Source organism: Gordonia sp. PDNC005, assembly GCF_016919385.1.
Taxonomy (GTDB): domain Bacteria; phylum Actinomycetota; class Actinomycetes; order Mycobacteriales; family Mycobacteriaceae; genus Gordonia.
This window is the reverse complement of sequence record NZ_CP070351.1, coordinates 2094366-2113205: the sequence shown is the minus strand read 5'-3', so window position 1 is coordinate 2113205 and position 18840 is coordinate 2094366. Positions and strand designations below refer to the sequence as shown.

Here is an 18840-nt window from a genome sequence, read left to right as displayed (position 1 = left end):
CTGATGGTCCCGACACCGCTCGCAGAGCCGTTGAAATTCGGTGTCTTCACCGGGGTGGAGCTGGAAGTCCAGGCTGACGACGCCGTGCCGACAGCGGCCCGAATGGGTCTCGAACCGCCACGATTCTGCGGACAGTGTGGCCGTCGGATGGTGGTACAGGTGCGTCCGGACGGCTGGGACGCTCGCTGTTCACGTCACGGTACCGTCGACTCGGTGGAGCTCGGGCGTCGATGACCACCGCCGCACCTTCTCGCCGTGCCCCTGCGAGCCCGAATACGGTGGACCGTCGTACTCCGGTGGCGTTCGTACTGGTGGTCCTCGGACTGTCGGTGTTGGTCGGCGCACTGTGGGTGTGGCTCGCGCCTCCCGTGACGGTGACGGTCCTTCATGGCGGAGACGCTCGGTTCTCTGAGGGAGCGTCGGCGAACCTGTTCGGCGGAGTCGCGGTGTTCGCGCTGCTGTCGTTCGGGCTCGGTGCGGTGCTCGCTCTCGCCGGCTGGTTCGGCCTCCCGCACATGCGCGGTGTGCCGGGGCTGATCCTGACCACGGTGATGGCAGTGGTGTCGTCCGGGCTGGCGATGAACATAGGGACGTGGATAGCGGAGGCGGTCCGCCCCGACCTCAACCGGGCGAGTCCCGGCGAGTACCACCTCACCACGAAGCTGTGGTTCGACAGTGGATCGACTCCGCCGTGGCTGCTGCTCATCTGTGCGCCGACGGCTGCCCTGATCGTCTACTTGATCTGCGTGTTGACGGCGAAGAATCCGACCCTCCGGCCGGGTGATCCCGCGGGGTCAGAGTGGGGGACGCAGGGTGGCGAACTCGTCGGTCACGCGCAGGCGGGAATCGGCGAAGGCGTACAGGCTGGGTGGGCGCCCGCCGGTCCGGCCGGTGCGACCTACCGTCCCGGTGGCGACCACAACACCGCGTCTGGACAGAATCCGCAGCAGGTTGGTCGCGTCGACGGGGTAACCGAGGGCGGCCCCGTAGATCTCGGAAAGCTCTGACATCGAGAACGTTCCCGGGGCGAGTGCAAACGCGATGTTCGTATAGGAGAGTTTCCCGGCGAGGCGTTGACGCGCCAGGTCGACGATGTCGCGGTGGTCTCCGGCGAGCTCCGGCAGATCGTCGACGTCGAACCACGCTGCCGCGGCGGTAGCCGGATCGGCCGGGATGTCGCGGGGAACGAGCCCGAGGAAAGTCGATGCGATGGTTCGCCTGGCGGGCACTCGATCCGGGTCGGAGAACACCGACAGCTGTTCCAGGTGCGCGACTCGGGTCAGATCGGCCTGTTCGCCGAGGTGACGACCGGCCGATGTCGGGAGCGTGTCGCGGTCGCCGACAAGTCCTCCTGGAAGCCGCCACGGGTCGGACTCGTCGGATGCGCGATGCAGCAGCACATGCAGCGTGTGTCCGCGGTCACCGCACTCGCGGACCTGGAACACGGCAGTGAGGACCTCGACGTCCACGGAGCTCGGCATGCGTCGATTCTAGGGTGTTACCATGGCCGCAGGGTTATCGACCATCAGTCGGAAACCTGCTCCGGCGGCTCAGCCCGTCGTCGGAGACGCTGCGAATGGAGTGTTCCTCGCCATGACCACAGACACCGTGATCACACGAACCGAGACCGACCTCGGCATGCCCGACCCGCGCCACGGGATTCCCGCCGCGTACGGGGGAGTCGAGGCCGACGCCGCCTGGGCGGCCGAGATAAAGCGGCTCGCCAAGGCCCGCAACGCGACGATCCTGGCCCACAACTACCAGTTGCCCGCGATCCAGGACATCGCCGACCACGTCGGCGACTCGCTCGCACTATCGCGCATCGCCGCCGAGGTCGACGCCGACGAGATCATCTTCTGCGGCGTTCACTTCATGGCGGAGACCGCCAAGATCCTCAGCCCGGGCAAGCGTGTCCTGATCCCGGACGAGCGAGCCGGATGCTCGCTCGCCGACTCGATCACCGCCGACGACCTGCGCGCGTGGAAGGCCGACTACCCCGACGCCCTCGTCGTGTCCTACGTGAACACAACGGCCGAGGTGAAGGGACTGACGGACATCTGTTGTACGTCGTCGAACGCAGTTGACGTCGTCGCCTCGATCGACCCGGACCGTGAGGTCCTGTTCCTCCCGGATCAGTTCCTCGGCGCGCACGTCAAGCGCGAGACCGGCCGCGACAACATTCACATCTGGGCAGGCGAGTGCCACGTTCACGCCGGCATCAACGGCGACGAGCTCACCGATCAGGTCGACTCGCACCCCGACGCGGAACTCTTCATCCACCCGGAATGCGGCTGCGCGACGTCGGCGCTGTACCTCGCGGGTGAGGGGACGGTGCCCGCGGACCGCGTCCAGATCCTGTCGACGGGCGGGATGATCGACGCCGCCAAGGCCACGCACTCCAAGCAGGTCCTGGTCGCGACCGAGGTCGGCATGCTGCACCAGTTGCGCAAGGCCGCCCCCGAGGTCGATTTCCAGGCGGTCAACTCGCGTGCGGCGTGCCCGTACATGAAGATGATCACCCCGGCGGCGCTGCTGCGTTGCCTGCGTGAGGGCAAGGACGAGGTGCACGTCGCGCCCGACGTCGCCGAGCGGGCTCGCGCGTCGGTCCAGCGGATGATCGAGATCGGCAATCCGGGCGGTGGCGAATGACGTCCCGGGCGAGCGAAGCGGGGGGAAGCTTCATCGGAGACTCCGACGTACACGATGACTTGAGCGTGGAGATCGGCGAGGACGTCCTCGCGCTGATCCGGACCGCTCTCATCGAAGACCTGCGGTACGGGCCGGACATCACGTCTCTCGCGACAGTCCCCGCCGACGCGGTCGCCGAAGCAAGAGTCGTCTCCCGGCAGTCCGGTGTGATCGCCGGGCTGCCGGTGGTCCGCGCGGTGTTCGACGAGGTGATCGGCGCAGACCGCTACACGGTCTCGGAGGAGCTCGCCGACGGTTCGCGGGTGGAGCCCGGCACCGTGGTGCTGGCCGTCACCGCGCCGACGGGTGCCCTGCTGACCGCCGAACGAACCGCACTGAACATCCTCTGCCATCTCTCCGGAATCGCAACGGCCACAGCCGCATGGGTCCACGAGGTCGAGGGCACCGGCGCCAAGATCCGTGACTCACGGAAAACGCTCCCCGGCCTGCGTGTGCTTCAGAAGTACGCTGTCCGAGCCGGCGGTGGAGTCAACCATCGCATGGGTCTCGGCGACGCCGCGCTCATCAAGGACAACCACGTCGTCGCCGCAGGCGGGGTCGCCGCAGCGCTGAACGCGGTTCGCGCCGCGGCGCCCGACGTGCCGGTCGAAGTCGAAGTCGATTCGCTCGACCAACTCGATGAGGTCCTGGCCCTCTCGCCCCAACTGGTGTTGCTCGACAACTTCGAGCCGTGGGCCACGCAGATGGCCGTCCAGCGTCGTGACAAGCGTGCCCCGGACACGAAACTGGAGTCGTCCGGAGGCCTCACGCTCGACGTCGCCCGCGACTACGCGAAGACCGGTGTCGACTACCTCGCTGTCGGGGCGCTCACACACTCCGTCACCGTCCTCGACCTCGGTCTGGACATGTGAGTGGTGGACTGACTCATGCCCGGCCGGACCGGCCGAAGGACGTGTACGTCGCGTCGAGCTTCTGCTCGGCGACTCGGTCGTTGGCACCGGATCAGGGAACCGCGTCAAGTGCGGCAGTCGCCGATTCGCGATGCCTTCCGCGCCGAACTGTATGGCCGAGACCTGGATCGTCAGGCGATCGGCGCACAACAGCGTGTTTCATCGCTTGACTATTGGTGCCGGCGTGCACGTCGTCGCAGTTGTGCTGGCTCGCAGATCCCGCCGGGCGGCGGCCGCTTGACGTGACGAATCCGCTGCGCGGCATCATGGAACGGTGAATCCGACCGTGCACGCCGCACCTCTGGCCGACATCGATCCGGTGACCCTCTACAGGTTGATGCAGTTGCGGGTGGATGTGTTCGTGGTCGAACAGGAGTGCGCCTACCCCGAGCTCGACGGTCGAGACCTTGAGCCGTCGGCGGTTCAGTACTGGTGCACCGACCTCGACGGCGCGCCGATCGCCACGGCCCGGCTCCTGACCGACGAACTCCCGGACGGCACCATGCTGCTGCGCATCGGTCGCGTGTGCACTCGCCATGAACTTCGCGGAAACGGTCTGGTCAGACTCCTCGTCGACCGGATCGTCGCAGATATCGGTGACCGGCCGAGCGTCCTCGACGCTCAAGCGCACCTCGAACAGATGTACGCCCGCTGGGGCTACGTCGCCGACGGCCCGGAGTTCGTCGAAGACGGGATTCCCCACGTACCCATGCGCCGCTGAGAACTTCGGCGACGATTTTCGATGTGAGACCGGAAACGTCGCCATCGTTGATCGCTGTGACAGCATCGTGCCCATGAGTCTTCTCTGGGACCAGCACGCGTGCCTGCCGCTCGAAGTCGGGGCCGATGTGCACCAGTTGAATCGGTTCGACAACTCACGACCGACGTACGTCTCGGTCAATGCAGGGTATTCGCCGCACAGTTTCGCCCAGACGGTCGCGTTGCTCGACTACTTTCGCAGCGCAGTCAATGTGACGCAGGGCATGGCACTAGCTGCGAGCGTCGACGACGTCCTGGAGATCAGTGCGCGCGGCGACATCGCGATCGGTTTCGACCTGGAGGACTCCGCACCTCTCGACGGCGACCTCGACAACCTCGGGCGACTCGCTGACCTCGGCGTCCGGACGATGTTGCCGACCTACAACCATCAGAATCGCGCGGGCGGCGGGTGCCTCGACGCCGCCGACGGCGGTCTCACTCCTTGGGGTGCAGACCTGGTCAGGCACATGAACGAGGTCGGCGTCGTGCCGGACGGCTCGCATTGTGGGCGTAGGACCGCGCTCGACATGAGCGATGTGACGGCGGCACCGATGATCTACAGCCACTCGTGCATGAACTCGGTGTGGGAGCACCCGCGGAACATCACCGATGAGCAGGCCCTCGCCTGTGCAGCGACCGGCGGCGTCGTCGGTGTAACGGGGGTCGGGATCTTCCTCGGCCCGAACACTCCGACACTCGAGATGATGATCCGTCACCTCGAATACGCCGTCGATGTCGTCGGCATCAACCACGTCGGCATCAGCTCGGACCATTCGTTCGATGTCGACGATTTCCAACGCGAAGTCGCCGAACACCCAGAGGCGTTCGACGAGTCGTACACGCGGTGGGGCCTGATCCGGTGGATGCAGCCCGAGGTGTTCGTGACGCTCGGTGAGGCACTCTCCGACCGAGGCTGGTCGGAGGACGACGTCGCGGCGGTGCTCGGAGGCAACTTCCTTCGTGTCGCGCGGCAGTCGTGGTCGTCGAACGAATGACACACTGCCGGATCTGACAGGATCCGTTGTGTACCGTGACGTGCGTGAACCTGGACGTCGGCAGTGAGTTCGCGGGGTATGTGATCGAGCGATTGCTCGGTGCCGGCGGGATGGGCGAGGTCTACCTCGCCACGCACCCACGACTGCCCCGGCACGACGCGCTGAAGGTGCTGGCTCCGCAGTTCTCATCGGATCCCCACTACCGGGCGCGTTTCGAGCGCGAAGCCGAACTCGCAGCTGCGCTGAGGCACCCGGCGATCGTTCCCGTGCACGACCGCGGCGAGCACAACGGTCGACTCTGGATCGCGATGGCGTTCGTTGACGGCGAAGACCTAGCGGATCGGCTCCGAGCACACGGTCCCTTCCCTGCGAACCAGGTGCGACTCGTGGCCAGCACGGTCGCTGGCGCGCTCGACAGAGCGAACGCGCGCGGGCTGGTCCACCGTGATGTGAAGCCGGCGAACATCTTGCTCAGCAAGGACGGCGACATCTTGCTCACCGACTTCGGGATCGCACGGTCTACATCTGTCGACGCCGCGCTGACGTCGACGGGGACTGCCGTCGGAACCGTCGACTTCGCATCGCCTGAGCAACTTCAGGGTCTGAACGTTGACGGTCGGAGCGACCAGTACTCGCTGGCCTGCACGGTATTCGCTCTGCTCACGGGCCGCGCACCGTTCGCCGCGTCTAGCGCCGCGCGGGTGATCGTCAGTCAACTGAACGACCCGCTGCCGAGCGTGCGGGCCGTTCGGCCGGATCTCGCACCGGCCGTCGACGATGTCCTCCAGCGGGCGACGGCGAAGAATCCCGCGGCACGATTCACCACGTCCGCGGAGTTTGCCGCGGCGCTCGACCAGGCTTTGGCGCGGGTGCCGCGGGCCGCATCGCCGACATTGCCGCCTATCTCGTCACCACCGCAGGTGTTTGTCCACGCTCCACGCGCGATGGCCGCCGGATCACCGAAGCGGCCACGATCGGGCCGACGCATGGCCCTGGTCGTCGGTGCGATCATCGCCACCCTGATCGTCGTCGCAGGCGGGGTCTGGTTTGCACTTCCAGACACTCTCAAAGCAGGGCAGGGCGATTTCGTCCAGGAACCGACAGATGCCGCCCGCGCGCTCGAACTGCCCGAAGTGACGCCGGCCTTGGCGTCGCTCGAGGCCGAACCGACCGCGGGCGCGTGGCGATACGCGCCGCCGGGCGTCGACCAGACATACGGGGTACGAGTTGTCGGTGCGGTCGGCGACATGGTGCTCGTCGGCCGTGACGGCGCCCTCGACATCGTTGACACATCGACGGCGAAACTCCTCCGAACTGCACGAATCTCGGGCGACGACGCTCCCACCGATTGCGGTATCAACGGCTCAGGCGCGTGGGCGGCGTGTCGTGTCGGGTACAACGGTCGGATCGTGATCGTTGATCTCGCACGAGCAGCGGTCACCGGTTCGACGAGCGCACCCGGGTCGTCGATGTCGTACGCGGTGGTAGGGGACTCGGTTGTGATGTCCACCGGATCGGGCGACGACTATTCGGTCACGGTGGTGAACAGTCGAGGCGGAACCGTGTGGGAGCGGGAGTCCACCAAGAAGGTGATTCTCGGCGGCTCCGTTGTCGCGGTGACACCTGCGCCGAACGGCGACGCATTCTTCAAGGCCGAGACGATCGCTGTCCGTGTGAGCGACGGCAAAGACCTCGCCCGGGTGGCGAAACCCGACGACAAGTATGTGGAGGAACCGCGTCTGACGCCGTACGCGTCGGGTTTTGTCCTGGGCGACCACTTCTACAACAACGACGGTAAGCAGCTCGCTGCGATTCCCGGCGGCTGGCAGCCGATCTATGTCGCGCAGGGCAGCGTACTCACCGTGCCCGCTCCGGCGCTGCCGATGATGGCGAACCTCGACAAGCAGATCGGCGTCATCGACCCCGCCAACGGAGAGGTCCTCTGGTCTCGCGAACTCGACGGTGCCTACAGCGCACATGCGAAGGCGTCTGGACGTGGCGTGATCATCGACAACATGAGCAGCGGAGAGAACGACGCACGTCGATTCGCGTGGTACGACCTGGCCACCGGAGTCGGAGCGTCGCGGACGATCGCCTCGCTGTACGACACCCTCGGTTCTGACGGGACACGGATTGCGGTGTCCGGTGACAAGGGAATCACCGTGTTCGGCCCGGACTCGGACGCGGAACTGTGGAGTCTCCCACTCGATGAACTCGTCGGCGGATCCGTCGTCAACGCCGGCGGGCATCTGTACCGCGGCGGGCAGCGTGTGCTCTGAGCAGCCGATCACGTCACATGCCGCAGAGGCGATTCCAAACAGTTTGCGCTGACCGCATATCCTGGTGACATTCACAATCCTCTGAGAAACTGGAGTCTCGCATGCTCGCCCGAACCGATCTGCGGGGTGCCGCCCCGACGCTGAGCGAACTGCGTCGTGCGCTGCCTCGCGGCGGAACAGACGTCAACGCAGTGATGCCCGTCGTCACACCCGTCGTCGAAGCGGTGGCACAGCATGGAGCGCATGCGGCGCTCGACTACACCGAGCAGTTCGATCGGATCCGTCCGCAGTCTGTGCGTGTTCCCGCCGAGGTGATCGCACGGGCCCGTGCAGAACTGGACGACGATGTGACCGCGGCGCTCGAGGAGTCGATTCGTCGCGCCCGTCTGGTGCATGCCGAGCAGCGCCGCTCCACATCGGTCACCCAGGTGGTTCCGGGCGGAACCGTCGCAGAGAAGTGGATCCCCGTTCGACGCGTCGGTCTGTATGTGCCCGGCGGCAACGCGGTGTACCCGTCGAGTGTTGTCATGAACGTCGTTCCCGCACAGGAGGCGGGCGTGCAGTCGCTCGTCGTCGCGTCGCCCGCCCAGGCGGACTTCGGTGGTTGGCCGCACCCGACCATCCTCGCCGCCTGCTCGCTGCTCGGAGTCGACGAGGTGTGGGCGGTCGGCGGTGCACAGGGCGTTGCACTCCTCGCATACGGTGGGACCGACCTGACGGGGGAGAACCTCGACCCGGTCGACCTCATCACCGGACCAGGCAACATCTACGTGACCGCCGCCAAGCGGCTCGTGCGCGGTGTGGTCGGGATCGACTCCGAAGCAGGCCCCACGGAGATCGCCATCCTCGCCGACGATTCGGCCGACCCGGCGATCGTCGCCTCCGACATGGTCAGCCAGGCTGAGCACGACGTCCTCGCCGCATCGGTGCTCGTCACCGACAGTGAGGAGTTCGCGGATGCCGTCGATGTCGCCGTCGAAGAGGCCGCGAACAGCACCAAGCATTCCGAGCGCGTCAAGGAGGCCCTCGCGGGCAAGCAGTCGGGCATCGTCCTCGTCGACGACGTCGACGCGGGTGTCGCGGTCGTCGACGCCTATGCTGCCGAGCACCTCGAGATCCAGACCCGAGACGCTGCAGCGGTCGCCGAGCGCATCACCAGTGCGGGCGCGATCTTCGTCGGCACGTACTCGCCGGTGAGTCTCGGCGACTACTGCGCGGGCTCGAACCACGTGCTCCCGACCACCGGTTCGGCCAAGTACGCCTCGGGCCTGTCGGTTCAGACGTTCCTGCGCGGCGTCCACGTCATCGACTACAACCGCGAAGCACTCGCCGGAGTGGCCGATCACGTGGTCACCCTCGCCAACGCCGAAGACCTGCCCGCGCACGGCGAAGCCGTCACGGCGAGATTCGGCCCGCTCGCTCCGCTCCCGGCGCCGGAACGATTCACCCGATGAGCGTCGGCGACAAGTTCACCCTCGCCGACCTCCCGCTCCGCGAGTCGCTGCGAGGCAAATCGGCCTACGGCGCGCCGCAGTTGCAGGTTCGAGCGGTTCTCAACACCAATGAGAACCCGCACCCGCCGACGCAGGCGCTGGTGGACGACGTCGCGAAAGCGGTCGGATCGGCGGCCGAAGACCTGCACCGTTATCCCGATCGCGACGCGGTTGACCTGCGCACCGACCTCGCCGCCTACCTCGCAGGCGTGACCGGCGTTCCGCTGACCGTCGACAACCTGTGGGCCGCAAACGGTTCCAACGAAGTGCTCCAGCAGATCCTGCAGGCGTTCGGTGGTCCTGGGCGCAGCGCGATGGGGTTCGTCCCGTCGTACTCGATGCACCCGATCATCTCGGACGGCACGCAGACCACCTGGATCGCCGCGCAGCGCGCCGACGACTTCGGTCTCGACGTCGATGCGGCTATCGCGGCGATCACTGAGAAGAGGCCCGACGTCGTGTTCGTGACGTCCCCGAACAACCCGACCGGGGCCAGTGTGCCGGTCGAGGAGATCGCGGCGATCCTCCGGGTGGCACCCGGCATCGTCGTCGTCGACGAAGCCTACGGCGAGTTCTCGTCGCAGGTGAGCGCGGTGACGTTGCTCGACGAGTTCGGCGACAAGCTGATCGTGTCGCGCACCATGAGCAAGGCGTTCGCCTTCGCGGGCGGCCGACTCGGCTACCTGGCGGCCTCGCCCGCCGTCATCGAGGCGATCCTCCTCGTGCGCCTGCCGTACCACCTGTCGGTCCTGACCCAGGCGGCCGCGCGCGCAGCGCTTCGCCACAGTGCAGAGACTCTCGGCAGCGTTGCGACGCTCATCGCCGAACGCAAGCGAGTGGTCGCAGCCCTCACCGAGATGGGATATGACGTCGTCCCGTCCGATGCCAACTTCATTCTGTTCGGCGAGTTCGCCGACGCGCCCGCCACCTGGCAGCGCTATCTCGACGACGGCGTGCTGATTAGGGACGTCGGCATCCCCGGTCGCCTGCGTGCGACGATTGGACTGGCAGCCGAGAACGATGTCTTCCTGTCAGTCAGCGAGAAGCTGGCCGACACCGACCGAAAGCAGTCAGCGTGACCACAGCACCGCAGGCCCGCATCGCGCGTGTCGAACGCACCACTCGTGAGTCCTCGATCGTCGTCGAGATCAACCTCGACGGCACCGGCGTCACCGACATCAACACGGGCGTCCCTTTCTTCGACCACATGCTGACGGCGTTCGGCGCGCACGGCAGCTTCGATTTGACGGTCCACGCGACCGGCGACATCGATATCGAAGCGCACCATACGGTCGAAGACACGTCGATCGTGCTGGGGCAGGCGATCGGCGAGGCACTCGGCGACAAGAAGAGGATCCGCCGCTTCGGCGACGCGTGGATCCCGATGGACGAGACTCTCGCTCAGGCGATCGTCGACGTCTCCGGCCGCCCGTACTGCGTGCACACGGGCGAACCCGAGCACCTGTTGACCGCGACCATCGGCGGCTACTCCGGCGGTGATCGCCCGGTCGTGTCGTATTCGACTGTCATCAACCGTCACGTGTTCGAGTCGATTGCCCTCAACGCGCGGATCGCACTCCACGTCCGAGTCCTGTACGGGCGCGACCAGCACCACATCACAGAAGCGGAGTTCAAGGCCGTCGCGCGAGCATTGCGCGAAGCCGTCGAACCCGATCCCCGTGTGAGCGGCATCCCGTCCACGAAGGGCAGCCTGTGAGTGCGCTGAAGAAGGTCGCCCTCCTCGACTACGGCTCGGGAAACCTCCGCTCGGCGCAGCGTGCTCTCGAGCGGGCGGGCGCGGACGTCGAGATCACTTCCGACTTCGAGACCGCATTGAACGCCGAAGGCCTGCTCGTGCCCGGCGTCGGTGCATACGCGGCCTGCATGGCGGGTCTGCTCGAAGTACAGGGCGACCGGATCATCGGTCGCCGTCTGGCCGGCGGACGCCCGGTGCTCGGCATCTGCGTCGGCATGCAGATCCTGTTCTCACGAGGCGTCGAGTTCGGCGTCGACACCGCCGGATGCGACGAATGGCCGGGGTCGGTCACGCGCCTGCAGGCCGACGTTCTCCCGCACATGGGGTGGAACACCGTCCAGGCGCCTGCTGACTCGACGCTGTTCGCCGACATCGACGACGACGCGCGCTTCTACTTCGTGCACTCGTACGGGGTACAGGAGTGGGAGATGGACTCGGTCGCATCGAACATCGCCGCACCGCTTTTGACCTGGGCTGATCATGGCGGACCCTTTCTTGCTGCCGTCGAGAACGGACCGCTGTCGGCGACGCAGTTCCACCCGGAGAAGTCGGGCGACGTCGGTTCGCAACTTCTCATCAACTGGATCGAGAGCCTCTAGGTCATGTCAGCCAAAAAGACGTCTGCGGCCGACGACTACTCGTACGGCAAGTCGGTGGCGTACGCACTCGGCGCCGGTGTGCTTGTGCTCGTCGTCGCGGTTCTGATCATCCTCGTCGTCGCGCAGAAGTCCGCGGTTGCGGCACTGATCGTCGCCGTCGTCGCGGTGGTGGTGATGGTCACGGTGATCGCACTGGTGTCCAAGCGCATGCTGGCCGGAGTCCAGCGAGAGATCGATGAACGCCGCGCGGCGGCGGACGACAAGTAGAACGAGAGAGAAAACCACTGTGGGCATGAAGACCCTGGAACTGCTCCCTGCCGTCGACGTGGTCGACGGACAGGCCGTCCGCCTGGTGCAGGGCGAGGCCGGTTCGGAGACCTCGTACGGGTCGCCGCGCGACGCCGCGCAAGCATGGCAGGCGGGCGGTGCCGAATGGGTCCACCTCGTGGACCTCGACGCGGCCTTCGGTCGCGGTGACAACCGGGCACTGCTCGCAGAGGTCGCGGGAGAACTCGACATCAAAGTGGAATTGTCCGGTGGCATCCGCGACGACGCGACGCTCGCCGCAGCTCTGGCGACTGGCGCGACCCGAGTGAACCTGGGCACGGCCGCGATCGAGAACCCGGAGTGGTGCGCGCGGGCGATCGCCGAGCACGGTGACAAGATCGCCGTCGGACTCGACGTGCTGCGCGACGGTGACGCGTGGCGGGTCCGCGGGCGCGGCTGGGTCACCGACGGCGGAGACCTGTGGGAGATCCTCGAACGCCTCAACAACAACGGCTGCTCGCGCTATGTGGTCACCGATGTCAGCAAGGACGGCACCCTGACGGGCCCCAATCTGGAACTGCTCGCACAGGTCGCGCGCGCGACCGACGCGCCGGTCGTCGCTTCCGGAGGTGTGTCTACCGTCGCCGATCTCGTCGCGATCGCCGAACTCACCGACCTCGGAGTGGAAGGTGCGATCATCGGCAAGGCACTGTACGCGGGACGGTTCACCCTCCCCGAAGCACTGGCTGCGGTGTCGTCGGGAGCATGACCGTGCCTGTTCCGGCCGACCTCGACCTGCAGCGTCTGCTGTCGGTGGCCGAGGGTGTGCTCGACTCGGTGCAGGACGTGTTCATCGACGGGCTGGGTGCGCCCAGCGCCGTGTCGAAGACAGGCGACGATTTCGCCACCCACGTCGATCTGTCGCTGGAACGCCGGATCGGTGCCGAACTGCAGGAACTGACGGGCATCGAGGTCCACGGCGAGGAGTTCGGCGGCCCGCCGTCCGAAGCAGGCACCGTGTGGATCCTCGATCCGATCGACGGGACGTACAACTATTCGGTGGGCCTCCCGATGGCGTCGATGCTGCTGTCGTTGGCCATCGAGGGCGAACCCGTCATCGGTGTCACTCGCCTGCCGATCCTCAATCAGTCGTATGCGGCGGTGGTCGGGGAGTCGTTCACGGTCAACGGCGATCCCGGCGCTCCGCTGGTCGACACCGCTTTGTCGTCGGCGGTCATCGGGTGCGGGTCGTACAACGCCCGTAGCGGTGGACGGTACTCGGGCGCAGCCCGCGCCGAGTTGTATCGGATGCTCAGCTACCGGGCGCGTCGGATGCGGATGACCGGTTCGACCGGTGCCGACCTGGCGTATGTCGCCGCCGGAATCTTCGGCGGCGCGGTGTCGTTCAGCAGACATGCGTGGGACAACGCGGCGGGTGTGGCACTGATCAGGGCGGCGGGTGGCATCGCCACCGACGTGCACGGGCATCCGTGGCGTGTCGGTTCACGGTCGATGGTGGCCGGGGACAGGCGACTTCATGAAGAATTGCTGACGGTGGTCGCCCAGAGCGGTGTGCCGGACAGACGAAGCAACGAGAGCAAGGTGGAGCAGTGAGTGTTGCGGTGCGGGTCATCCCGTGTCTGGACGTCGACGGCGGCCGGGTGGTCAAGGGCGTCAACTTCGAGAACCTGCGTGATGCGGGCGATCCTGTCGAGCTCGCCGCACGCTACGACGCGGAGGGAGCCGACGAGCTGACCTTCCTCGACGTCACCGCGTCGAGTTCGGGCCGGTCGACGATGATCGAGGTGGTCCGTCGGACCGCGGACCAGATCTTCATCCCGCTGACCGTCGGCGGCGGCATCCGCACCGTCGACGACGTCGACACCATGCTGCGTGCCGGAGCCGACAAGGTGAGCGTCAACACGGCGGCGATCGCCCGTCCCGAGGTGCTCGACGAGATGAGCCGTCGTTTCGGCTCGCAATGCATCGTGCTGTCGGTGGACGCTCGGACTGTTCCCGAGACAGGGGAGAAGACGTCGTCCGGGTGGGAAGTGACAACACACGGTGGTCGTCGCGGCACCGGGATCGACGCTGTCGAATGGGCACGTCGCGGCGCGGAGCTCGGTGTGGGGGAGATCCTGCTCAACTCGATGGATGCGGACGGGACCAAGGACGGGTTCGACCTGGACATGATCCGCGCGGTGCGTGCGGCCGTCACGATCCCGGTCATCGCGTCCGGCGGCGCAGGCGCTGTCGACGACTTCGCGCCTGCCGTCGACGCGGGTGCCGACGCAGTGTTGGCCGCATCCGTCTTCCACTTCGGAGAGCTGACGATCGGCCAGGTCAAAGACGCGATGCGGGCCGACGGCATCACCGTCCGCTGATCTCACACTCACTTCCACGAGGAGTTGTTCCCATGGCATTGCCCGCAGAACTCGCGGCGAAACTCAAACGCGGTCCGGACGGCCTGTTCGCCGCCATCGCTCAGGAACGGGACACCGGCATCGTCCTGATGATGGCGTGGATGGACGACGAGGCTCTCGAGCGGACCCTTGCCACCCGAAAAGGCACCTATTACTCGCGGTCGCGCCAGGAGTACTGGGTCAAGGGCGAGACGAGCGGTCATACCCAGTACGTGCACGACATCCGGATCGACTGCGACGGGGACACTCTGCTCCTCACCGTCGACCAGGTGGGCGCGGCCTGCCACACCGGCAATCACAGTTGCTTCGACACCGAGCCGCTGGAGTTCGCCGACTCCGTCATCGACTCCACCGATCCCGACACAGGAGGGCAGTGAAATGCCGCTGATCCAGATCTCGCAGACCGCAGGACTCTCCGACGCGGTGAAGCGTGAGACGATCGCCGCCGTCACCGACGCTTACGCGAAGGCGACGGGCAAGAACCCCGACTCGGTGTGGGTGACGATCACCGAGATCCCGCGCAGTCAGTGGGGCGTCGGCGGGGAACCTCTCGGATGAGCCCGCACACCACGTCGCTCGACGAGTTCCTCGACCTGGCGGCCGATCACCGCGTGGTCCCGGTCACGCGTAAGCTGCTCGCCGACTCGGAGACCCCGCTCTCGGCGTACCGCAAGCTTGCGGGCGATCGCGACGGCACATTTCTGCTCGAATCGGCGCCCAACGGGCAGTCGTGGTCCCGCTGGTCGTTCATCGGGTCCGGCTCGACGGCGCTGACAGTCTCCGACGGCGCCGCGCACTGGTGGGGTTCGGTGCCCGCGGGCGCCCCCATCGGAGGTGATCCGCTGGCGGCGCTCGCCGAGTCGTTGCGTCTGCTGCAGACCGAAGCGCTCGCTGACATGCCGCCACTGACGGGCGGGTTCGTCGGGTTCATGGCCTACGACTTCGTCCGACGGCTGGAGCGACTGCCGTCCACGACGGTCGACGACCTCGAATTGCCCGACATGTTCTGGCTGCTGACATCCGAGCTCGCGGCGTTCGATCACCATGAAGGCACCATCACGTTGATCGCCAACGCGATCAACTGGGACGGCAGTGACGAACGGGCCGACGAGGCGTACGCAGACGCGGTCCGACGTCTCGACGACATGGCCGCGGCACTCGCGGCGCCGGCCCCGTCGACCGTGTCGACGTTCGAGCGCCCGACGCCGGACTACACCTCGCAGCGGACCCTCGACGAGTATCGGGTGATCGTCGAGGACGTGGTCGAGGAGATCGAGGCAGGCGAAGCGTTCCAGGTGGTGCCCTCGCAGCGGTTCTCGATGGACACGGGTGCCGACCCGCTCGACGTCTACCGTGTGCTCCGGGCGTCCAATCCGAGCCCGTACATGTACTTTGTCCGGGTGCCCGGTGTGGGCCGTGACCCGTTCACCATCGTCGGCTCGTCACCCGAGGCTCTCGTCACGGTCACCGAGGGAGTCGCCACCACGCACCCGATCGCGGGCACCCGCTGGCGCGGAGCCACCGAAGCGGAGGATCAACTCCTCGCCAAGGGCCTGCTCGAGGACGAGAAGGAGAACTCGGAACACCTGATGCTCGTCGACCTCGGACGGAACGACCTCGGCCGCGTGTGCGAGCCGGGCACGGTCCGCGTGACGGACTACCGTCGGGTGGAGCGCTACAGCCATGTGATGCACCTGGTGTCGACGGTGTCGGGACGCTTGCGCGACGGCAAGCACGCGCTCGACGCCGTCACCGCGTGTTTCCCTGCGGGCACCCTGACCGGGGCGCCGAAAGTGCGGGCCATGGAGATCATCGAGGAGCACGAGCTCACTCGGCGTGGCCTCTACGGCGGCATCGTCGGGTATCTCGACTTCGCGGGCGACGCCGACACCGCGATCGCGATCCGCACCGCGCTGATGTCCGGCGGCACGGCATTCGTGCAGGCCGGCGGGGGCGTGGTCGCCGACAGCGACGCCGAGTACGAGTTCAACGAGGCGCGCAACAAGGCGACGGCCGTTCTCAACGCAGTTGCGGCGGCCGGGACCGTGACACGAGTCGGAGACAACTCATGAGCGACGACACGACCGACCAGCCGAAGCCGAACCGTCGCCTCCAGGGCATCGCGAGTCTGCTGCTGATCGCGGCGGCAGGCGCGCTGTGGGGATCGTCGCGGATGAAGTGGGCGGAGGTGCTCGGCGCCGACGGCATGTCCCTGCCGAGGGTGTTCGAGGTACTCGGATCGGACTGGAGTCCGTGGTTGACCGGCGTCGCCGCGCTGTTCGGCGCGGGTGTCGTCGCCCAGTTCGCGGTCCGCGGCTGGGCGCTGAGGGTGGTCGCAGTCATCATCGCCGTCGCCGGAGTCCTGTCGGCCGTTCCTGCGTTCACACTGATCAGAGACGGTGCGGACGACCTGTACGCGTCGACCCGGATCGACATCCCCGGCCGCTACAAGATCGAGGCCGTCACTGCGAACACAACACCCGGGTACCTCCTGCTCGCGGGTGCGGTGTGTGCCGTCGTCGCGGCCGTCCTGATGATGCGCGGCGCGTCGGCCCGAGGCATGTCGTCGAAGTACAGCTCTCCAGCCGCCCGCCAAGAGGAACTGGAGAAGAAGGTGTTCGCCGAACGCGAGCGTCGTCTCGCCGCGGAGGGGAACGACAACGCTCCGGGCGCTGCGGACGGAAACGAGCGACTCATGTGGGACTCGCTCGACAGCGGTGTGGATCCGACGGACGACTGACGGTGGCCACCAGCCGCGGTTACCTGATCGTCGGTGATGCCCAGCGAGACCCGGCTGTGCGCGCTCTGTTCGACCGCGCCGTCGAACAGGTCGGGGCTGGTACCGCGGTCGTCGACGCCGCGTACCCGGTCGGCGTCGTGACCGACGGTCAGAAGATCCTCGGAAGTGGACTGCTCGAGTACCGAGTCGGCGTCGGTGCCGGACCCGCTGAGACGTTCGACGCAGACTCCGCGTGGGCGTTCGTCGAACGGCTGCGACCCCTCATCGGGTGGAACGAGATGGACTACCAGCTCCAGATGTGGGTGGAACGTCGGCTCGGCGCACCGTACTTCGTCAACAAGGGACGGGACTGGGACCAGGAGTGGGTGTTGCGCCCCGACGCGGACACCAGCGGTGTTCCAGACTCGTTCTACGAATTCGCGTGCCGAATCGCGATCGGTGAACTCAAGCACGGACCGAGCTACGCGTCGGTGTCGGCGAACCGGATCTTCGGCTGGGTGAGCGCGCTCGGCTCCGACCTGCCCGCCCGATTGAAGAAGCACGGCACCGGAGACCTGCCGCTCGATCTGGCGCGCGTCCGCTTCGACGACGTGACGATCACGGCCAACGATGCACTCGCCGTGGTCCGGATCGTTGTCCGAAACGATGCCGCGCACGCGTACGAAACAGTCCTCGATCACCTCGTGCGGCTTCTGGACTCGACAGACTTTCCGCGAAGCTATTCGATCGAGTTCCGCGGACCGGCCAAGGTGTACCTGCCGATAAAGGGGCTGCCGAAGAAGGGAATCCACCAGCTATTCGCGCTGGCCGCGAGGCATCCACGACTACATCCCCTGATCGAGAAGTACGCGCGATCGGCGATGCGGGAGAACTCCTGGTACGAGAATCTCCACGACGAGCAGTGCGCGATGCCGGGGACATTCGCGGTGTTCGCCCTCGGGCTGGCGGACCGATAGTTCGCGACGCTTGTTCGCGACTATCTGGAGCTGGTCGACGGCGAACACCAGTCGATGCAGGCGAAGTTCGTCGAGACGTACATCGACACTCACGGTGCGACCGTCGAGGCACTGACTTACCTTGTCGCGTGCGCGGGGAACATTCAACATCTGCGTCATCGGCCGACCTATGCGGCGATGATGGCCAATCCTGACGCGCTCCGTGCGCTCCTCGAACTGCGTGGACCGGAGTTCGCATGGCGCGCCGCGCTGTTCGCGCTGTGGGGCCGCGACGCGGACTCCGACAGTGGAGCAGCGTCGATCGCAGCGAAAGCCCCCGACGATCTGAAACCGCTGTACAACCAGATCTTCGACTTGCCGGCACAGGAGGCGACATGACGATCTACATCGACGAGGCAGCCGAATCGTTGGACCCGGCGACGAGTCACCCGCGCTTCGTATCGCTCGCTCCGCCCAGGTTCTACAGTGCGACGGACGACTTCGCTCCATTCGGAAGCGACGACGGCAACGACGCCTTCCGTGACATGGAGGCCTGGTACGAGCAGCGTCACGATGCCGCCGACCCGTCCGAGTTCCTCTCGGAGCTGCTCGCCGGTTGGGGTTACGAACTCCCGGCAGACGTCCTCGACCTCTCGAACTCACAACTGCTCGCCCTGGTCGCCGAGAACGAGACGCACGAACCCCGCTTGATCGCCGTCGCACGCGCCTGCATCGCGACCGCGGTGGGACAACTGAAGATCGAAGGGGTCGTCGCGCCGTCGATGCAGCGCGCGGGTCGTACCGGCGTGCGGATACTGCGGTGCCTGCACGGCGACACGACGCGCTATCCGGACTGGTCTCACCGCGCGAACGCGCTGGCGGGACTGGACGCCGTGGAAGTGATGCTCGACGCGGTTCAGGAGGCGAACCTACCCCGGCCCTGACCAGAGTTCGGTCGATGCTTACTCTTGATGAACAGCGCGAGAAAGGGGCGT

General features: G+C 66.6%; 20 protein-coding genes and 2 pseudogenes. 21 read left to right on the top strand and 1 reads right to left on the bottom strand.

Going from position 1 to position 18840, the window contains the following annotated elements; all coding sequences use genetic code 11:
- Nucleotides 1-3: 3 nt before the first annotated feature.
- A complete protein-coding gene (locus tag JVX90_RS20570; RefSeq protein ID WP_240194131.1) occupies nt 4-234 on the top strand; it encodes a hypothetical protein in 231 nt (76 codons plus the stop codon).
- Nucleotides 231-749, top strand: a pseudogene (locus tag JVX90_RS20565) (DUF2567 domain-containing protein); the annotation flags it as partial. The gene JVX90_RS20570 and the pseudogene JVX90_RS20565, both read left to right, overlap by 4 nt.
- A 45-nt stretch (nt 750-794) precedes the next feature.
- Here JVX90_RS20565 and JVX90_RS10055 read toward each other — a convergent pair.
- A complete protein-coding gene (locus JVX90_RS10055; RefSeq protein WP_205332181.1) occupies nt 795-1481 on the bottom strand; it encodes an NUDIX domain-containing protein in 687 nt (228 codons plus the stop codon).
- A 157-nt stretch (nt 1482-1638) separates the two neighbouring features.
- Here JVX90_RS10055 and nadA point away from each other — a divergent pair, with 157 nt between their 5' ends.
- The 19 genes and pseudogenes from nadA (at nt 1639) to JVX90_RS09955 (ending at nt 18789) form a co-directional block, all read left to right on the top strand.
- Nucleotides 1639-2649: a quinolinate synthase NadA gene (nadA, locus tag JVX90_RS10050; protein ID WP_240194169.1), complete on the top strand. Its 1011-nt coding sequence runs from the start codon at nt 1639-1641 to the stop codon at nt 2647-2649.
- The gene (gene nadC, locus JVX90_RS10045; protein ID WP_205332179.1) at nt 2646-3560 is read left to right on the top strand and encodes a carboxylating nicotinate-nucleotide diphosphorylase; all 915 of its coding nucleotides are present in this window, start codon (nt 2646-2648) and stop codon (nt 3558-3560) included. The genes nadA and nadC overlap by 4 nt, the downstream gene beginning before the upstream one ends.
- Nucleotides 3561-3873: 313 nt before the next feature.
- Entirely contained in the window at nt 3874-4320 is a 447-nt protein-coding gene (locus JVX90_RS10040; RefSeq protein ID WP_205332178.1) for a GNAT family N-acetyltransferase, read from the top strand.
- 73 nt (nt 4321-4393) lie between these two features.
- Nucleotides 4394-5353: a membrane dipeptidase gene (locus JVX90_RS10035; RefSeq protein ID WP_205332177.1), complete on the top strand. Its 960-nt coding sequence runs from the start codon at nt 4394-4396 to the stop codon at nt 5351-5353.
- A 44-nt stretch (nt 5354-5397) separates the two neighbouring features.
- Nucleotides 5398-7632: a serine/threonine-protein kinase gene (locus JVX90_RS10030; RefSeq protein WP_205332176.1), complete on the top strand. Its 2235-nt coding sequence runs from the start codon at nt 5398-5400 to the stop codon at nt 7630-7632.
- Between the two features lie 101 nt (nt 7633-7733).
- Nucleotides 7734-9086: a histidinol dehydrogenase gene (gene hisD, locus JVX90_RS10025; protein WP_205332175.1), complete on the top strand. Its 1353-nt coding sequence runs from the start codon at nt 7734-7736 to the stop codon at nt 9084-9086.
- Complete coding sequence (locus JVX90_RS10020; RefSeq protein ID WP_205332174.1) at nt 9083-10204, top strand: histidinol-phosphate transaminase; 1122 nt, start codon at nt 9083-9085, stop codon at nt 10202-10204. Before hisD ends, JVX90_RS10020 begins: the two co-directional genes overlap by 4 nt.
- Nucleotides 10201-10842 carry an imidazoleglycerol-phosphate dehydratase HisB gene (gene hisB, locus JVX90_RS10015; protein WP_205332173.1) on the top strand — a complete coding sequence of 214 codons (642 nt, stop codon included), beginning with the start codon at nt 10201-10203 and terminating at the stop codon, nt 10840-10842. The genes JVX90_RS10020 and hisB overlap by 4 nt, the downstream gene beginning before the upstream one ends.
- The gene (gene hisH, locus JVX90_RS10010; RefSeq protein ID WP_205332172.1) at nt 10839-11480 is read left to right on the top strand and encodes an imidazole glycerol phosphate synthase subunit HisH; all 642 of its coding nucleotides are present in this window, start codon (nt 10839-10841) and stop codon (nt 11478-11480) included. Before hisB ends, hisH begins: the two co-directional genes overlap by 4 nt.
- 3 nt (nt 11481-11483) lie before the next feature.
- A complete protein-coding gene (locus JVX90_RS10005) occupies nt 11484-11747 on the top strand; it encodes a hypothetical protein (RefSeq protein WP_205332171.1) in 264 nt (87 codons plus the stop codon).
- Between the two features lie 19 nt (nt 11748-11766).
- Nucleotides 11767-12516, top strand: coding sequence for a bifunctional 1-(5-phosphoribosyl)-5-((5-phosphoribosylamino)methylideneamino)imidazole-4-carboxamide isomerase/phosphoribosylanthranilate isomerase PriA (gene priA, locus JVX90_RS10000; protein ID WP_205332170.1), 750 nt, complete (start codon nt 11767-11769; stop codon nt 12514-12516).
- On the top strand, nt 12513-13361 hold the full coding sequence (locus JVX90_RS09995; protein WP_205332169.1) for an inositol monophosphatase: 849 nt from the start codon (nt 12513-12515) through the stop codon (nt 13359-13361). The genes priA and JVX90_RS09995 overlap by 4 nt, the downstream gene beginning before the upstream one ends.
- Complete coding sequence (gene hisF / locus JVX90_RS09990; RefSeq protein ID WP_205332168.1) at nt 13358-14131, top strand: imidazole glycerol phosphate synthase subunit HisF; 774 nt, start codon at nt 13358-13360, stop codon at nt 14129-14131. Before JVX90_RS09995 ends, hisF begins: the two co-directional genes overlap by 4 nt.
- Nucleotides 14132-14163: 32 nt before the next feature.
- On the top strand, nt 14164-14547 hold the full coding sequence (gene hisI, locus JVX90_RS09985; RefSeq protein ID WP_205332167.1) for a phosphoribosyl-AMP cyclohydrolase: 384 nt from the start codon (nt 14164-14166) through the stop codon (nt 14545-14547).
- A 1-nt stretch (nt 14548) separates the two neighbouring features.
- On the top strand, nt 14549-14728 hold the full coding sequence (locus JVX90_RS09980) for a 4-oxalocrotonate tautomerase family protein (RefSeq protein ID WP_008376662.1): 180 nt from the start codon (nt 14549-14551) through the stop codon (nt 14726-14728).
- The gene (locus JVX90_RS09975) at nt 14725-16242 is read left to right on the top strand and encodes an anthranilate synthase component I (RefSeq protein ID WP_205332166.1); all 1518 of its coding nucleotides are present in this window, start codon (nt 14725-14727) and stop codon (nt 16240-16242) included. Before JVX90_RS09980 ends, JVX90_RS09975 begins: the two co-directional genes overlap by 4 nt.
- Complete coding sequence (locus tag JVX90_RS09970; protein ID WP_205332165.1) at nt 16239-16910, top strand: TIGR02234 family membrane protein; 672 nt, start codon at nt 16239-16241, stop codon at nt 16908-16910. Before JVX90_RS09975 ends, JVX90_RS09970 begins: the two co-directional genes overlap by 4 nt.
- 278 nt (nt 16911-17188) lie before the next feature.
- Nucleotides 17189-18244 (top strand): annotated as a pseudogene (locus JVX90_RS20560) (DUF6138 family protein).
- Nucleotides 18241-18789 carry a hypothetical protein gene (locus JVX90_RS09955; protein ID WP_205332162.1) on the top strand — a complete coding sequence of 183 codons (549 nt, stop codon included), beginning with the start codon at nt 18241-18243 and terminating at the stop codon, nt 18787-18789. The pseudogene JVX90_RS20560 and the gene JVX90_RS09955 overlap by 4 nt, the downstream one beginning before the upstream one ends.
- Nucleotides 18790-18840 lie beyond the last annotated feature (51 nt).

What these genes read in the sequence shown, in the direction of transcription:
- JVX90_RS20570 (WP_240194131.1), top strand. Translation starts at nt 4, where the DNA reads ATGGTCCCGACACCGCTCGCAGAGCCGTTGAAATTCGGTGTCTTCACC.
- JVX90_RS10055 (WP_205332181.1), bottom strand. Translation starts at nt 1,481, where the DNA reads ATGCCGAGCTCCGTGGACGTCGAGGTCCTCACTGCCGTGTTCCAGGTC.
- nadA (WP_240194169.1), top strand. Translation starts at nt 1,639, where the DNA reads ATGCCCGACCCGCGCCACGGGATTCCCGCCGCGTACGGGGGAGTCGAG.
- nadC (WP_205332179.1), top strand. Translation starts at nt 2,646, where the DNA reads ATGACGTCCCGGGCGAGCGAAGCGGGGGGAAGCTTCATCGGAGACTCC.
- JVX90_RS10035 (WP_205332177.1), top strand. Translation starts at nt 4,394, where the DNA reads ATGAGTCTTCTCTGGGACCAGCACGCGTGCCTGCCGCTCGAAGTCGGG.
- hisD (WP_205332175.1), top strand. Translation starts at nt 7,734, where the DNA reads ATGCTCGCCCGAACCGATCTGCGGGGTGCCGCCCCGACGCTGAGCGAA.
- JVX90_RS10020 (WP_205332174.1), top strand. Translation starts at nt 9,083, where the DNA reads ATGAGCGTCGGCGACAAGTTCACCCTCGCCGACCTCCCGCTCCGCGAG.
- JVX90_RS10005 (WP_205332171.1), top strand. Translation starts at nt 11,484, where the DNA reads ATGTCAGCCAAAAAGACGTCTGCGGCCGACGACTACTCGTACGGCAAG.
- JVX90_RS09995 (WP_205332169.1), top strand. Translation starts at nt 12,513, where the DNA reads ATGACCGTGCCTGTTCCGGCCGACCTCGACCTGCAGCGTCTGCTGTCG.
- hisI (WP_205332167.1), top strand. Translation starts at nt 14,164, where the DNA reads ATGGCATTGCCCGCAGAACTCGCGGCGAAACTCAAACGCGGTCCGGAC.
- JVX90_RS09980 (WP_008376662.1), top strand. Translation starts at nt 14,549, where the DNA reads ATGCCGCTGATCCAGATCTCGCAGACCGCAGGACTCTCCGACGCGGTG.
- JVX90_RS09975 (WP_205332166.1), top strand. Translation starts at nt 14,725, where the DNA reads ATGAGCCCGCACACCACGTCGCTCGACGAGTTCCTCGACCTGGCGGCC.
- JVX90_RS09970 (WP_205332165.1), top strand. Translation starts at nt 16,239, where the DNA reads ATGAGCGACGACACGACCGACCAGCCGAAGCCGAACCGTCGCCTCCAG.
- JVX90_RS09955 (WP_205332162.1), top strand. Translation starts at nt 18,241, where the DNA reads ATGACGATCTACATCGACGAGGCAGCCGAATCGTTGGACCCGGCGACG.